Consider the following 13,557-nt stretch of genomic DNA (forward strand, 5'->3'; position numbering starts at 1 on the left):
GGTCGCATCCGGGCCACCCCCCACCAGACATCTGAGCGCTCCCAGCTCACGAAGGTCGCATCCGGACCACCCCCACCAGACATCTGAGCGCTCCCAGCTCACGAACGCCGCGCCCCAACGCGGCGGTGGCGGAACTAGGCTCGTCCTCATGGGATTCGACGAGGGCCGCGACGAGACCATCCGCTACCACGAGGAGCTCTACTCCGCGCCTGAGGCGCACGATCCTGACGCCTGGCTCAACCGGCCGGCGCCGATCGTGATGGACGCGCTCGCGCACCTCGACCGGACGCGCCCCGTCCGCGTCTATGACCTGGGCGCCGGATCGGGGCGGCACGCCATACCGCTGGCGAGGGCACTGCCCGCGGGCTCGCGCGTGGTGGCGGTCGACCTGCTCGACATCCCGATCCAGCAGCTCAGGGAGCGCGCCGCCCACGAGTCGGTGGGCGACGTGGTGATCCCCGTGGTCGCCGACCAGGAGACGTACGAGTTCGACCGTGGCCCAGCCGATCTCGTCCTCGGGGTCTCGACGCTGGAGCACGTGTCCAGCCGGGACGCCTTCGTGGCCCTGCTGGAGCGGATGCGCGACGCGACCGCCCCGGGCGGCGTCCACGTGCTGGTGATCGCGACCGACCGGCGCGAGGTCGTCGACGGCGAGACCCGGGCGGCCCGGGTCGAGCTGGACCTGGGCCACGACGACGCGTGCGCGATCCTCGAGCAGGTGTATGCCGGGTGGCAGGTGCACGAGAGCTCGTCGCCGCAGACCTCGGTCGCCGAGGACCGCGACGGCCAGGCCTACGACCTGGTGTCCCGCAACGTCCGACGCGTCCTGCAGCGACCGGCCGACTGACCCGCGCCCCGACGCGCTGCCACCCGAGTCGCACCCCGCCGCGGGGAATACCCCGTGGGGGTATACAGTTGATCCCATCATGAGCAGCGACACGTGCCCGCACCCGCCCGCCCCGTCCTACGTCGAGAGCGACCACAAGGACGCCTACCTCAAGCGCCTCAAGCGCATCGAGGGCCAGGTCCGCGGCGTGCAGCGCATGGTCGACGAGGACACCTACTGCATCGACGTCCTCACCCAGATCTCGGCGATCACCAAGGCGCTGCAGGCCGTCAGCCTCGGCCTGCTCGAGGACCACATCGGGCACTGCGTCGTCGGCGCCGCCCGTGAGTCCGACGAGGCCGCCGCCGCCAAGGTCGCCGAGGCCTCCGCCGCCATCGCCCGTCTCGTCAAGAGCTGACCGCACCACCCACCCCACCCCCGACAACGTGAGCGTTCCACCCAAGAATGTCGGACGAAACACTCACGATCCTGGGACGACAAGGAGATCCGACATGAGCCAGACCACCACCATCACCGTCAACGGCATGACCTGCGGCCACTGCACGAGCGCCGTCACCTCCGAGCTCAAGGAGATCCAGGGCGTCACCGACGTCGCGATCGACCTCGTCGCGGGCGGCGACTCCCCGGTCACCATCACCAGCGAGGGTCCCGTCGACCCGGCCGCGATCACGGCCGCCGTGGACGAGGCGGGCTACACGGTGGTCTCGTGACCGCGACCCGTATGACGACCAGCCCGCCCGACGAGCAGCAGGCCGAACGCACGGTCGACCTCGCGATCGGCGGCATGACCTGCGCCTCCTGCTCGAGCCGGGTGGAGCGCAAGCTCAACAAGCTCGACGGGGTGCAGGCGAGCGTCAACCTCGCCACCGAGAAGGCCCACGTCACCTATCCGACCGCCCTCAGCGTCGCCGACCTGGTCAAGGTCGTGGAGCAGACGGGCTACACCGCCTCCGAGCTGCGGGCGGGGCGTCGAGCGGGGTCCGGCGAGGGCCTCGCCGAGACCGAGACGGGGGCCCAGGCCGGCAGCGGTCCGGCATACGCCATCGACCAGGTGATGAGCCGCGCGTCCCTGCGCACCCGGCTCGAGATCGCCCTGCCGCTGACCGTGTTCGTCGTCGTCATGGCGATGGTTCCGGCGGCGCACCACCTGCTGGGCGGCGTGCGGCCGTGGGCCGAGCTGGTGCTGACGATCCCCGTCGCGATCTGGGCGGCGTGGCCGTTCCACCGGTCCGCCGTGATCAACGCCCGCCACAAGGCCTCGACCATGGACACGCTGGTGTCGATCGGCGTGACCGCGGCCTTCTTGTGGTCGGTCGTCGCGACGTTCGCGGGCAGCACCGGGCACATGTACTACGAGGTCGCGGCGGTCGTCACGACCTTCCTGCTGGCCGGTCGCGTCGCCGAGCACCGGGCGCGCACCGCCGGGCGTTCGGCGCTCACCAGCCTGCTCGAGCTCGGCGCCAAGGACGTCGCGGTGCAGCGCATCGACCCGCAGACCCGCGTCACCCGCGAGGTCCGCGTGCCGATCGAGGAGCTGCAGGTCGGTGACCAGTTCGTCGTCCGCCCCGGCGAGAAGGTCGCCACCGACGGCGTCGTCGTCGATGGCAGCTCCGCGCTGGACCGCTCGGTCGTGACCGGCGAGTCGATCCCCGTGGACGTGACGCCCGGCGACGAGGTCACCGGCGCCACCACCAACGCGCACGGCCGGCTCATCGTCCGCGCCCCCCGCGTCGGCTCCGAGACGACCCTCGCCTCGATCACCCGCCTCGTCGAGGCCGCCCAGACCGGCAAGGCTCCGGTGCAGCGGCTGGCCGACCGGATCTCCGCGGTCTTCGTGCCGGTGGTGCTGGTCATCGCGGCGCTGACCTTCGCGGGGTGGCTGGTCGCCGGGCAGGGCGCCGCCGCCGCGCTGTCGGCCGCCGTGTCCGTGCTCGTCGTCGCCTGCCCCTGCGCGCTCGGCCTCGCCACCCCCACGGCGCTGCTCGTCGGCACCGGCCGGGGCGCCGAGCTGGGCGTGCTCATCAAGGGCCCGGAGATCCTCGAGTCCACGCGCCGTATCGACACCGTCGTGCTGGACAAGACCGGCACCGTCACGACCGGCAAGGCCACCCTCGTCGACGTGACGCCGAGCGGACGGCTGACCCCGACCGCCGCCCTGCAGGCCGCCGCCTCCGTCGAGGCCGGCTCCGAGCACCCCGTCGCCCAGGCGATCGTCCGCGCCGCCCAGCAGCGCGACATCGAGCTGCGCCCGATCACCGACTTCACCAACCTGCCCGGCATGGGGGCGCGCGCCACCATCAAGGGCACCGAGGTGACCGTCGGCAAGGCCAGCCTGTTCGACGTCGTCCCCGGCGACCTCGAGGGTCTGGACCGCGTGGGCACCACCGTCCACGTCGGGTGGGGTGGCGTCGCGTACGCCGCCCTCACCGTCGCCGACGAGGTCCGCCCGACGTCCCCCGCCTCGCTCGAGGCGCTGCGCGACCTCGGCCTGCGCACCATGCTCCTCACCGGCGACAACAAGCGGACGGCCCGTCAGGTGGCCGAGGAGGTCGGCATCAACCCGGCCGACGTCATCGCCGAGGTGCTGCCGAGCGACAAGCACGAGGCGATCGCCCGGCTGCAGCGCGAGGGCCGGGTCGTGGCCATGGTCGGCGACGGGGTCAACGACGCCGCCGCCCTGGCCCAGGCCGACCTCGGGCTGGCGATGGGCAGCGGCACGGACGTCGCGATCGACTCCGCGGACATCGTGCTGGTGCGCCCCGAGATCGGGGCCGTGGCCGACGCCATCGGCCTGTCCCGGCGCACGCTGGCGATCGTCAAGCAGAACCTCGCCTGGGCGTTCGGCTACAACGTCGTCGCGATCCCGCTGGCCGTGCTCGGCCTGCTCGACCCGATGGTGTCGGGCGCGGCCATGGCCCTGTCCAGCGTGCTCGTGGTGACCAACAGCCTGCGGCTCAAGGCTTTTGGTCGGGCGCGCACCTGACCTGAGCCCGCGAGGGAGCTCGTATGCCGAGAGCCCCCCGCCACCAGACGTGAGGTCTGGTGGCGGGGGCTCTTTCTCGTCATACGGCCGAACCCGCCGGGGGTAAAGGCATCAGCCTGGCGAACGAAGCCCGGCCGATGCATCCGCCGGGGGTAGGGGCATCAGCCGGGGTTGGACACGTCGGCCCGCGGTGCGAACCCAGGCGGGTGTGACGACCTGAGGTAGGTCAGATGGTGACGTCGCCGGTGGGGGTCTGGAAGGTCACGGCCAGCAGGCCGGCGCTCCCGGCCGGCGCCACGAACTCGAAGTCGATGACCGACGACGTCGCGTCGGCGTCCATGCCCAGCCAGTCGCGCACGCGGTCCGGCGACCCACCGATGGTCAGGTGCTTGATGGTGACCTCGCTGGTGGCGGCGGCCGACGGGTGCACGCTGCCCTCGTCCCACTGCACGAAGAACGGCAGCTGCGGGTCGGCGATCAGGCCCTTGACGCCGAGCTGGCGCCAGGTGTGGGTGACGCCGTCCGGGCGGGTGCGGTTGCCGGACACGGCCTCGCGGCCCACGCGCTGCTCGACCTGGGCGATGTCGTCGACCCGGATCACCCAGCCCATCCAGCCGCCACCCTGCTCGGAGCGCAGCCGCACCGCCTGCCCGAAGGGGGCCTTGTCGGTCACCGGGTGGTCGAGGACCTCGACGACCTCGACGTAGCGCTCGTGCGCGAGGGGCAGGACGATGTTGCGGGTGCCGAAGCGGGGGTGCACCCCGCCGTAGACCGGCTCCACCCCGAGGCGGGCCGCCAGACGCTCGGCGGTCGCGATGGAGCCATCCGGCTCGGCGGCATAGGAGACGTGGTCGACGCGCATGGCCACATCGTGACACAGGTCATGCCGTGCCCTTGAACCCAGGTCAGCCGGTGGCAGCCCGGCGCTGGCGCACGGCCTCGTAGATCACGATGGCCGCCGACGTCGCCACGTTGAGGGAGTTGGCCCGCCCCGTCATGGGGATGCGGACGCGCACGTCGGCCGCGGCCATGAAGTCCTCGGTGAGGCCGGCCTTCTCCGTGCCGACGGCGATCGCGACCGGTCCGGTGTAGTCGACGTCGGTGTGCTCGACGTCGGTGTCCGGGGTGGCGGCGACCACGAGCACGCCCCGGTCGCGGCATACGGCCAAGGTCTCCTGCGTCGATGCCGACGCGACCGGCACGGAGAACACCGTGCCCTTGCTCGACCGCACGAGGTTGGGGTTGCCCCAGTCGGTGACCGGGTCGGCCGCGACGACGGCGTGGATCCCCGCGGCGTCGGCGGTGCGCAGCATGGCACCGAGGTTGCCGGGCTTCTCGACGCCCTGGCACACGAGCAGGAAGGGGTCGGCCGGCAGCGTCAGCTCCTCAAACCCGCGCCCCACCGACCGCACGACCGCGAGGAACCCGTCCGGGCCCTCGCGGTAGGCGACCTTCTCGAACGCGACGCGACCCAGCCGCACCACCTCTGCGCCGCCGGCCTGCACGTCCCGGACGACGCGCGTCTGGCGGTCGGGGTCGAGCATCAGCTCCGGGCAGTAGAAGAGCGTCTGCGGCCGCACCCCCGCCGACAGCGCGAGCTCGAGCTCTTCGTAGCCCTCGAGGAGCGTCACCCCGCTCTCCTCGCGGGCACGCCGACGACGCAGCCCGGTCAGGGCGCGCAGCCGTGGGTTGGCCGGGGAGGTGATGACGAGCTCGTGCATAGGGCACACAGCATGCCACGCGGGACGCCGACCCGGTGAGGCGCCCCCGAGCGTGGTCGCGCAGGTGGGAGAGTGGAGTCCATGACGAGCCGCCCCGCGCCGATGACCCGATTCGCCGTACGCCAGCGGATCACGCCGATCGTCAACCGCTACGAGATCCGCCGGCTCGACGACGCCGGCAACGAGGGTGAGCTCCTCGCCCTCGCGCAGCAGAAGCGGATCGCGCTCAAGGAGCTGGTCACCTTCTACACCGACGAGTCGCGATCGACGCCGGTGTTCGCCTTCCGCGCCCGCCAACGCATCGACCTGGGTGCGACCTATGACGTAACCGACGCCTCCGGGACCCAGATCGGGTGGTTCCGCAAGGACTTCGCGAGGTCGCTGCTCCGCTCGACCTGGCACCTCGGCACCGCGGACGGCCTCGAGGCCACCGGCACCGAGCGCAGCCAGGGCATCGCCATCGCGCGCCGCCTGATGGAGAACCTGCCCGTCGTCGACGCGTTCCCCATCCCGTGGGTGTTCCACTTCGACTTCACCGCCGGTGACGGCACCCCGGTCCTGACGTCCGAGCGCAAGCTGTCGGTGCGCGACCGGTATGCCGTCACCCTCCCCGTCGCCCCCAACGGCTGGCAGCTGGACTGGCGCGTGGGCGCCGCGATGGCCGTGGCGCTCGACGCCCTGCAGGCCCGCTGACCGTCCCCGACAACGGATCACACGGATCACCGATCACCCCGACCGACGCAGGAGAGAACGTGCAGAACCAGGTCCGCGCCAGCATCGCCGTCCTCGCCGTCGTGGCGGTGGCGGTCGCCGCCTGGATCGGGGCGAGGTCCGGTCTGGTCGCGGGGTTGGGGACCGGCGTCGTCGCGCTCGGGCTCGTCGCCGCCTATGGGTGGTGGTCGTTGCGCGGGGGACGGCATACTCCCTGGGCCGAGGCTCGCGGGTCCGTCCGGGACGGCCACGCGGTCGTCCTGTGGAAGCCCGGCTGCCGCTACTGCGAGCGCCTGCTCCGCGCCCTCGGAGCGGACGAGCGCGTGACCTGGGTCAACGTCTGGCGGGACCCCGACGCCAACCAGGCCGTCAGGGACCTGAACGGCGGGGACGAATACACGCCGACGGTCCTCGTCGGCTCGGCCGTCCTGCGCAACCCCACCGCCGAGGAGGTCGTCGCCCACCTCGGGTGACCGGGGCAGCCCCACCCGGCCGTATGCCGGAACCGCCCGCCCCCATCGACGGGTGTCAGCGGAGGGAGGCGACGACGCTGTCGATCTGGCGCCCCGAGAGGCGACCGGCCCCTTCCTGCAGCAGCAGGAAGGTCGCCCGGCGGCCACGGACGCCGACCACCTCGAGCCAGGTCGCCGTCTCACCCGCGAAGGTGCGCCGGTCCACGAGGTCGGGGCTGGCGCGCAGCGGCTCGTAGGTGAACGGGGCGTCGCCCCTGCCGCGGCACGACTCGGCCTGGCCGCGGTAGAGGTCGACGAGCCGGCGGGCCGCGGCCTCGTCGGGGAGCTCGACCGTCACGGTGGTGCCCGACGCGCCGCCGGGTCCGCGATAGGTCCCCTCGAGGGCCGCGGTCGGCACGGGATAGCCGGCGGGCACCTCCTGGCACCCCAGCCCGAGCAGCTCGTGCGCGGTGGACCGTGGGTCGCGCGCGTTGACCCAGGTGCCGTTCGGGATGTAGGCGCCGTCCGCGCCGTCCCCGACGGCCGTCGTCCAGCCGGACGGGGTCGGCAGGGCGCGCTGGTCGAGTGCCCCGGCCCTGGTGGCGGCGGGGGCGGTCGGCAGCGGCGGCTCGACCACGACCGGCTCGGGGGGCGAGGTCGCGGGCGAGGTCGGAGGGGCGGTTCCCGCTGAAGTGGGAGACGAGGTGGCCGCCGCCGACCCCGGCGCTGAAACTCCTCCGGTGGACGAGGGCGCTTGCGCCGCAGCGGTGGTCGCTGCCCCTGCGGACGCCACTGCCCCAGAGGTTGTCGGCGACCCGGAGGGTGTCGGTGACCCGCTCGAGCAGGCGGCTACCGGGCCCAGCAGCGCCGCCAGCCCCAGCGCCGCGAGGCAGCGGGCCGGCATACGACCGGTCATCGCTGGAAGTGCTGCCAGTCGAAGCCGCTCAACCAGGTGAACCCGTTGCCCAGCAGCGCCTTGGTGAACGGCGTCGACGGGGTCAGCATCCCGGGGCGGTAGGGCGTGCGCGCGACGTAGGCCTGGCCGTTCTTGGGCAGCCAGACGCCGGACGGGATGCGGTAGGGGTTCTCGACGGTGTTGATGTCGACGGAGGTGCCGTAGCTGTGCGGGGACATCCGGTAGGGGTTGCCCGTCACGCGCCGGCAGTTGAAGCCGTTGGTGTTGTCGTGCTCCATCGAGATGATGTCGTCGCCGCCGTAGACGCTGGCGTCGCGCATCTCCCGGATCGGGAACCTCCCGTTGAACGCCGTCTGGAAGCTGTTGAGGATCGGGGTGACGTTCGCGGTCCGGATGACGAGGCGCCCGCGGTGGATCCGCCCGTCGAAGCCCCAGTGGTTCATGTCGATGGTGCGCAGGCTGGCCGGCCCGACGGGGCATCCCGCGCGATGGGTGCGCGGCACGTCGGCGGCGACCGTCCCGCGCACGACCGGGTCCATCACCGCGACGCGGTTGATGCCGCGGGACGGGCTGGCCGCGACGACGCCGTTGGGCACGGTGATGGCCGTCCGCACGGTGACGACGCCGACCGCTCCCTGGCCGTAGGTCAACGGGAGCGTGAAGGCGCCCCCTGCGCGCGTCGTGCCGATCTGGGAGGTGCGCCACCCGGCTGGCGTGAGCACCTCGGTTCGGACCCGGATGCCCGCGATCCGCGGCGAGACGACGCCGGTCACGGGCGGGTTCTTGAGCGTGTCGGTCGCGGGCGGCACCGTCATGGTCACCGACGGAGCGACCACCGCGCGCGCCACCTGAGCCGACGCGGGTGCACCCTCGACCACGGCCTGATAGCTGCTCGTGCCCACGGCCCCCATCGGGCCGGTCCACGAGAACGCGCCGCTCGTCCCGGTGGTCGCGGTCGCGACCTGCACGTATGCCGCCGCACCCGGCGCCTTGCGCAGGATCCGCACGGGCGTGCCGGCCCGGGCCGGCAGGACCATGCCGACGACCCGGGTCTGCCCGACGCCGGCCACCCAGTCCCACCCTCCGCATCCCGCGCACTGCAGCGACACTCGCACCTGCTGGCTGTCGTGGGTGCGCGGCGCGGTGGGCCTCGGCGAGGGCGGCGGCGCCGGCGGGGTCGTGCTCGTGGGTGCGCCGACGGCAGCACCTGGCGCCTCGCTCGTCGGGGCCGAGGTGGTCGGGGCCGAGGTGGTCGGGGCCGAGGTGGTCGGCGCGGCGGTGGCCGGGTCGTCGGCAGAGGCAGGGCGGGTCGGTGCGTCGGGCAGGGAGCTGCCAGCCGGCAGGCTGCTCGGCGCCGGGGCCGGTGTGCTGCCCGCGAGCGCCCAGGCGGACGGGGCCACCCCGAGCGCGCCTGCGGCAGGCACGAGCACGGCGGCCATGGCGAGTGCTGTTGAACGGCGCATCATCGGTCCCCCAACCTGACTTTCGGTCGATGATAGACACACGCACAGTCACGTCAGCAGGTTGCACCGCTCTGAGACCAGCTCGACGAGTGCCCGTCGGACCGTCAGACCGTCCGACGGTCCGGGGGGCCGCCCGGTCGACGGCGAGGCGTCAGTCGATGAGGGAACGCAGGACGGGCACGAGCCCGTCGTCGTCGACGTGCCCCGTGACCTCGTCCGCCGCGGCCTTGACCTCGTCGGGCGCATTGCCCATCGCCACGCCGCGGGCGGCCCAGGACAGCATCTCGAGGTCGTTGCGCTGGTCCCCGACGGCGACCGTGTCGGAGGGGTCGACGCCGAGCTTGCGGCGCACGAGCTCCAGTGCGGACGCCTTGGAGACGCCCTCCGGCGCGATGTCGAGCCAGGCCGAGAAGCCCACGGCATACGAGACCCCGTGCAGACCCACGGCGTGCACCTGGGCGAGGAAGTCCTCGACCGGGGTCTCGGGCTGGCGCAGGGTCACGCGGGTGGCGGGGGTGTCGATGAGCTCGTCCCAGCCGACGACGCGAATCTTGCCGTCCAGCTCGCCGTCGGGGAAGGGCGCGTTGACCTTGAAGCCCTTGCCGAGCTCCTCGACGGCGGCGAGCGCGCCGGGCATCTTGTCCCGCAGCAGCCGCAGCGACGGTCCGGGGTCGAAGGTCACGACCTCGGTGAACTTGTAGCCCTTGCGCTTGTGGGGGTCGAGCTTGAGGGTGACGGCGCCGTTGGAGCAGACGGCGCGACCCTGGCTGATCCCCAGCGTGCGGATGATCGGCATGGTGGCGACGCACGCGCGTCCGGTGGCCATGACGACGTGCACCCCCGCGTCGGCCACCGTCTGGACGGCCTCCTGGACGGCGGGTGACAGCTCACGGGCGTGGTTGATGGTGGTGCCGTCGATGTCGAGGCAGACCATGCGGGGGCGGTGCGCCATCGGTCAGCGGCCCGCCGGGGTCAGGAGCTCGCGGCCGCCGAGCCAGGGGCGCAGCGCCTCGGGCACGCGCACCGACCCGTCGGCCTGCTGGTGGTTCTCGAGGAGGGCGACGATCGGCCGGGTGCTGGTCGCCATGGTCCCGTTGAGGGTCGCCACCACGCGCGTGCCGCTGCCCTGCGGGTCGCGCTCGCGGATGCCGAGCCGGCGCGCCTGGAAGGTCGTGCAGTTGGACGTCGACGTCAGCTCGCGGTAGCGCTCCTGGCTGGGGACCCAGGCCTCGCAGTCGAACTTGCGCGCGGCCGGCCCGCCGAGGTCGCCCGCCGCGACGTCGATGATGCGATAGGGCAGCTCGAGCGCGTCGAGGATCCGCCGCTCGATGCGCAGGAGGTTGTCATGCTCGGCCTCCGCGTCCTCGGGGCGGCAGTAGACGAACATCTCCGTCTTCTGGAACTGGTGGACGCGGAAGATGCCCTTGGTGTCCTTGCCGTGGCTGCCCGCCTCGCGGCGGTAGCAGGTCGAGGTCGCGGTGTAGCGCAGCGGGCCGTCCGACAGGTCGATGATCTCGTCGAGGTGGTAGCCCGCGAGGCCGACCTCGGAGGTGCCGGTGAGGTAGAGCTCGTCTGCGGGCAGCTGGTAGACCTCGTCGGCGTGGCTGTCGAGGAAGCCGGCGCCCGCCATCGTCTGCCCCTTGACCAGGTTGGGGACGACGAGCGGGACGAAGCCCTCCTCGGCGGCGATCTGCTGACAGAGCCCCATGAGGGCGTACTCCAGCCGCGCCCCGTCGCCCTTGAGGTAGTAGAAACGGCTGCCCGCGACCTTGGCCCCGCGCTCCAGGTCGATGATCCCGAGCGCCGTGCCGAGCTCGACGTGGTCCTTGACGTCGATCCCCTCGGCCGCGAAGTCCCGTGGCGTACCGACGGTCTCGCGCAGCTCGAAGTCCTCCTCGCCGCCGGTGGGCACACCGTCGACGATGACATTGCCGATGCGGTGGGCGATGACGTCCATCTCGCGAGCGGCCTCGTCGGCGGCCTGCTCGAGCTCCTTGACCTGCGTGCTCAGCTCACCGGCCGTGGCCCGGGCCGCCTCGGCCTGCTGCCTCAGCTGCTCCGCGTCGTCGGCGCCGGCCTTCCTGGCCCGCTGCGCCTGACCCATGAGGGCGCCCACGTCCTTGGACACCGACTTCTGCTCCGCCCGGAGCGCCTCGAACCGGGACTGCGCCGCGCGACGACGCTGGTCCAGCTCGAGGATCTGGTCGACGAGGGTGTCGTCCTCGCCGCGGGCACGTTGCGACTTCCTGACCCGCTCGGGGTCGTCGCGCAGCAGCTTGATGTCGATCACGGATTCAGCCTAGTGGCCTGCGACGACACCCCTCCACCTCGTATGCCGGACGGGCCGGGCGCTCGCGTGGTCGCCGCCTCGGCCCCGGTGGCAGGACGCGGCATACGACCCGGGGCCACGAGGCGGCACCGATCGGGCCCAAACGGGGTTAGCCCAGGCATTCGCACGGGTACCGTTCAGGCGTGCCAGACATGTGGATCCTCGTCATCGGCGTCGCCGTCCTGCTGCTCGTGCTCGTCATCGCCACCCGGGGACGATCGGGTGCAGCGCGGCCGTCGGACGCGGCCGGCAGCTCCGACAGCACCGACAGCACCGACAGGGCTGCTGGCGCCTCGACCGGCGTCGCGAGCGAGACCACCCCCGAGCCGGAGCCGCTCCCCCGCGCCGCGGTGATCGTCAACCCCACGAAGTTCGACCACGTCGCCAAGGTCCGCGACGAGGTCCGCGCGCTGTGCCAGGAGACCGGCTGGGACGAGCCGCTCTGGCTGGAGACGACCGAGGACGACCCGGGCTCGGGCCAGACCAAGGAGGCGCTCGACGCGGGGGTCGACGTGATCTGCCCGCTCGGCGGCGACGGGACCGTGCGCACGGTCGGGAGCGAGATGGCCCGCGCCCGCTCCGAGGTCCCGATCGGCCTGCTGCCCGGCGGCACCGGCAACCTGCTGGCCCGCAACCTCGACCTGCCGGTCGACTCGCTGCGCGACGCCCTGGCCATCGCCCTGACCGGCGAGGAGCGCGTCATCGACGTCGGCGTGCTCCGCGTCAACCCTGCCCCGATGGACGGCGAGGGCGAGGTCGATGACCAGCCCGTCGACGCCGAGGCGCTGGCCCCGGAGGACACCGGCCCCGAGGAGCTGCACTTCCTGGTCATGGCCGGCATGGGCTTCGACGCGGACATCATGGCCGACGCGCCCGAGGGCCTGAAGTCAAAGGTGGGCTGGGCCGCCTACCTCGTGTCCGGCGCCAAGCACCTGTGGGGCTCCCAGTTCAAGGCCCAGGTCACGACCGACACCGAGACCTTCTCCCGGCGCACGCGCAGCGTCATCATCGGCAACTGCGGCAAGATCCAGGGCCTGGCGCTCATGCCCGAGGCCCAGGTCGACGACGGCAAGCTGGACGCCCTCATGCTGTCCCCCGACGGTGGCATTGGCTGGGGCGCGGTGCTCCTGCGCCTGGTCACCGCCAAGCGCAAGGGTCACCACCGCGTCACGCACCACACCACGCGCAACATCACCGTCAACGCCAGCCGCGCGGTCCAGGTCCAGCTCGACGGCGACACCATCGGCGAGCGCACGTCCATCAGCGCCCACGTCCTGCCCGCAGCCCTGCGGGTCCGCGTCGCCTCCGCCACCGCCTCCGCCACCCCGGCCTCGGGCGCCTCCAAGGGGGACGTCGCCGCGTGAGCCCCACCCGGCGGACCAGCCTGCGAGGTCGGCTGCGGCGCCACCATGCGCGCCAGCTCGTCCGCGCCGTGCTGACCGCCGTGGTGCTCAGCGCACCCGTCATCGCCCTCGCCGTGCTGGTGCAGCAGCGGTTCGCTCCGCTGATGGAGCTCGACCAGCGCGCGATCGTCGCCGCCACGGACGTCACCCGCACGCACCCCGACCTGCGCTCGGCGCTCGTCCTGTGGCAGGAGATCTGGCAGCCGTGGCGGGCCTACCTCGCCGCGACGCTGGTGTGCCTGTGGACCTGGCGCGCTCGCGGCATGACCGCCCGCTCCTGGTGGGCGTGGATCACGATGATGCTGGGCTGGAACCTGTTCTTGCAGGTCAAGCTGCTCGTCCAGCGAGCGAGGCCGGTCGTCGACGACCCGGTGTCCCACGCGCCGGGCTACAGCTTCCCGTCCGGGCACGCCGCCAACACCGCAGCCATCTGCATGGTCCTGGTGGTCCTGCTGTGGCCGCTCCTGCGGACCCGCGCCCAGCGCGTCGTCGCCGTCGTGCTCGCCGCGGTGGCGACGGTCACGGTCCTGCTCGACCGCGTCTACCTCGGCGTCCACTTCCCCTCCGACGTGACCGCCGGCCTGCTCCTCGCGGCGGCCTTCGTCTACGGCTCGTGGCGCGGCTTCGTCCACGTGCCGGCGACCGGCGAGCACGGCATACCGGCCAACCCGGCCGACCCCACCGACCCCAGCACCGAGCGCACCGAGGCGCTCGGCACGAGGAGAACCTGAC

General features: G+C 72.7%; 14 protein-coding genes. 8 read left to right on the plus strand and 6 right to left on the minus strand.

The features are described 5' to 3' along the window. Nucleotides 1-148: 148 nt before the first annotated feature. The 4 genes from B2P18_RS12185 to B2P18_RS12200 all read left to right on the plus strand — a co-directional run bounded on the left by B2P18_RS12185 (nt 149) and on the right by B2P18_RS12200 (nt 3,830). Complete coding sequence (locus B2P18_RS12185) at nt 149-847, plus strand: class I SAM-dependent methyltransferase (RefSeq protein WP_286960069.1); 699 nt, start codon at nt 149-151, stop codon at nt 845-847. A 79-nt stretch (nt 848-926) separates the two neighbouring features. Further along, the gene (locus tag B2P18_RS12190) at nt 927-1,244 is read left to right on the plus strand and encodes a metal-sensitive transcriptional regulator (RefSeq protein WP_286960073.1); all 318 of its coding nucleotides are present in this window, start codon (nt 927-929) and stop codon (nt 1,242-1,244) included. A 94-nt stretch (nt 1,245-1,338) separates the two neighbouring features. Further along, a complete protein-coding gene (locus B2P18_RS12195; protein WP_019285366.1) occupies nt 1,339-1,557 on the plus strand; it encodes a heavy-metal-associated domain-containing protein in 219 nt (72 codons plus the stop codon). Between the two features lie 11 nt (nt 1,558-1,568). Next, a complete protein-coding gene (locus B2P18_RS12200) occupies nt 1,569-3,830 on the plus strand; it encodes a heavy metal translocating P-type ATPase (RefSeq protein ID WP_286960141.1) in 2,262 nt (753 codons plus the stop codon). A gap of 226 nt (nt 3,831-4,056) precedes the next feature. Here B2P18_RS12200 and B2P18_RS12205 read toward each other — a convergent pair whose 3' ends face one another. After that, nucleotides 4,057-4,692: a VOC family protein gene (locus B2P18_RS12205; protein ID WP_029210181.1), complete on the minus strand. Its 636-nt coding sequence runs from the start codon at nt 4,690-4,692 to the stop codon at nt 4,057-4,059. A 43-nt stretch (nt 4,693-4,735) separates the two neighbouring features. Then, the gene (locus B2P18_RS12210) at nt 4,736-5,551 is read right to left on the minus strand and encodes an RNA methyltransferase (protein ID WP_019285370.1); all 816 of its coding nucleotides are present in this window, start codon (nt 5,549-5,551) and stop codon (nt 4,736-4,738) included. An 81-nt stretch (nt 5,552-5,632) separates the two neighbouring features. Between B2P18_RS12210 and B2P18_RS12215 the strand changes: the two genes are divergently transcribed. After that, nucleotides 5,633-6,244, plus strand: coding sequence for a hypothetical protein (locus B2P18_RS12215; RefSeq protein ID WP_286960077.1), 612 nt, complete (start codon nt 5,633-5,635; stop codon nt 6,242-6,244). A gap of 59 nt (nt 6,245-6,303) precedes the next feature. After that, the gene (locus tag B2P18_RS12220; protein ID WP_029210183.1) at nt 6,304-6,735 is read left to right on the plus strand and encodes a glutaredoxin family protein; all 432 of its coding nucleotides are present in this window, start codon (nt 6,304-6,306) and stop codon (nt 6,733-6,735) included. 55 nt (nt 6,736-6,790) lie between these two features. Here the strand turns inward: B2P18_RS12220 and B2P18_RS12225 are convergent, their stop codons facing one another. From B2P18_RS12225 to serS, 4 genes are all read right to left on the minus strand, one after another. Then, a complete protein-coding gene (locus B2P18_RS12225; RefSeq protein ID WP_029210184.1) occupies nt 6,791-7,351 on the minus strand; it encodes a hypothetical protein in 561 nt (186 codons plus the stop codon). Between the two features lie 275 nt (nt 7,352-7,626). Then, nucleotides 7,627-9,069, minus strand: coding sequence for a M15 family metallopeptidase (locus tag B2P18_RS12230; protein ID WP_286960085.1), 1,443 nt, complete (start codon nt 9,067-9,069; stop codon nt 7,627-7,629). Nucleotides 9,070-9,244: 175 nt separating this feature from the next. Next, complete coding sequence (locus B2P18_RS12235; RefSeq protein ID WP_239265271.1) at nt 9,245-10,027, minus strand: HAD family hydrolase; 783 nt, start codon at nt 10,025-10,027, stop codon at nt 9,245-9,247. Nucleotides 10,028-10,048: 21 nt separating this feature from the next. Continuing rightward, nucleotides 10,049-11,383: a serine--tRNA ligase gene (gene serS / locus B2P18_RS12240; protein WP_239265268.1), complete on the minus strand. Its 1,335-nt coding sequence runs from the start codon at nt 11,381-11,383 to the stop codon at nt 10,049-10,051. A gap of 191 nt (nt 11,384-11,574) precedes the next feature. Between serS and B2P18_RS12245 the strand changes: the two genes are divergently transcribed. Beyond that, nucleotides 11,575-12,786: a diacylglycerol/lipid kinase family protein gene (locus B2P18_RS12245; RefSeq protein ID WP_239265276.1), complete on the plus strand. Its 1,212-nt coding sequence runs from the start codon at nt 11,575-11,577 to the stop codon at nt 12,784-12,786. Further along, nucleotides 12,783-13,556: a phosphatase PAP2 family protein gene (locus B2P18_RS12250; protein ID WP_286960093.1), complete on the plus strand. Its 774-nt coding sequence runs from the start codon at nt 12,783-12,785 to the stop codon at nt 13,554-13,556. Before B2P18_RS12245 ends, B2P18_RS12250 begins: the two co-directional genes overlap by 4 nt. Nucleotide 13,557 lies beyond the last annotated feature (1 nt).

Origin of the sequence: Arsenicicoccus sp. UBA2120 (assembly GCF_002330965.1) — a bacterium.
GTDB lineage: Bacteria > Actinomycetota > Actinomycetes > Actinomycetales > Dermatophilaceae > Arsenicicoccus > Arsenicicoccus bolidensis.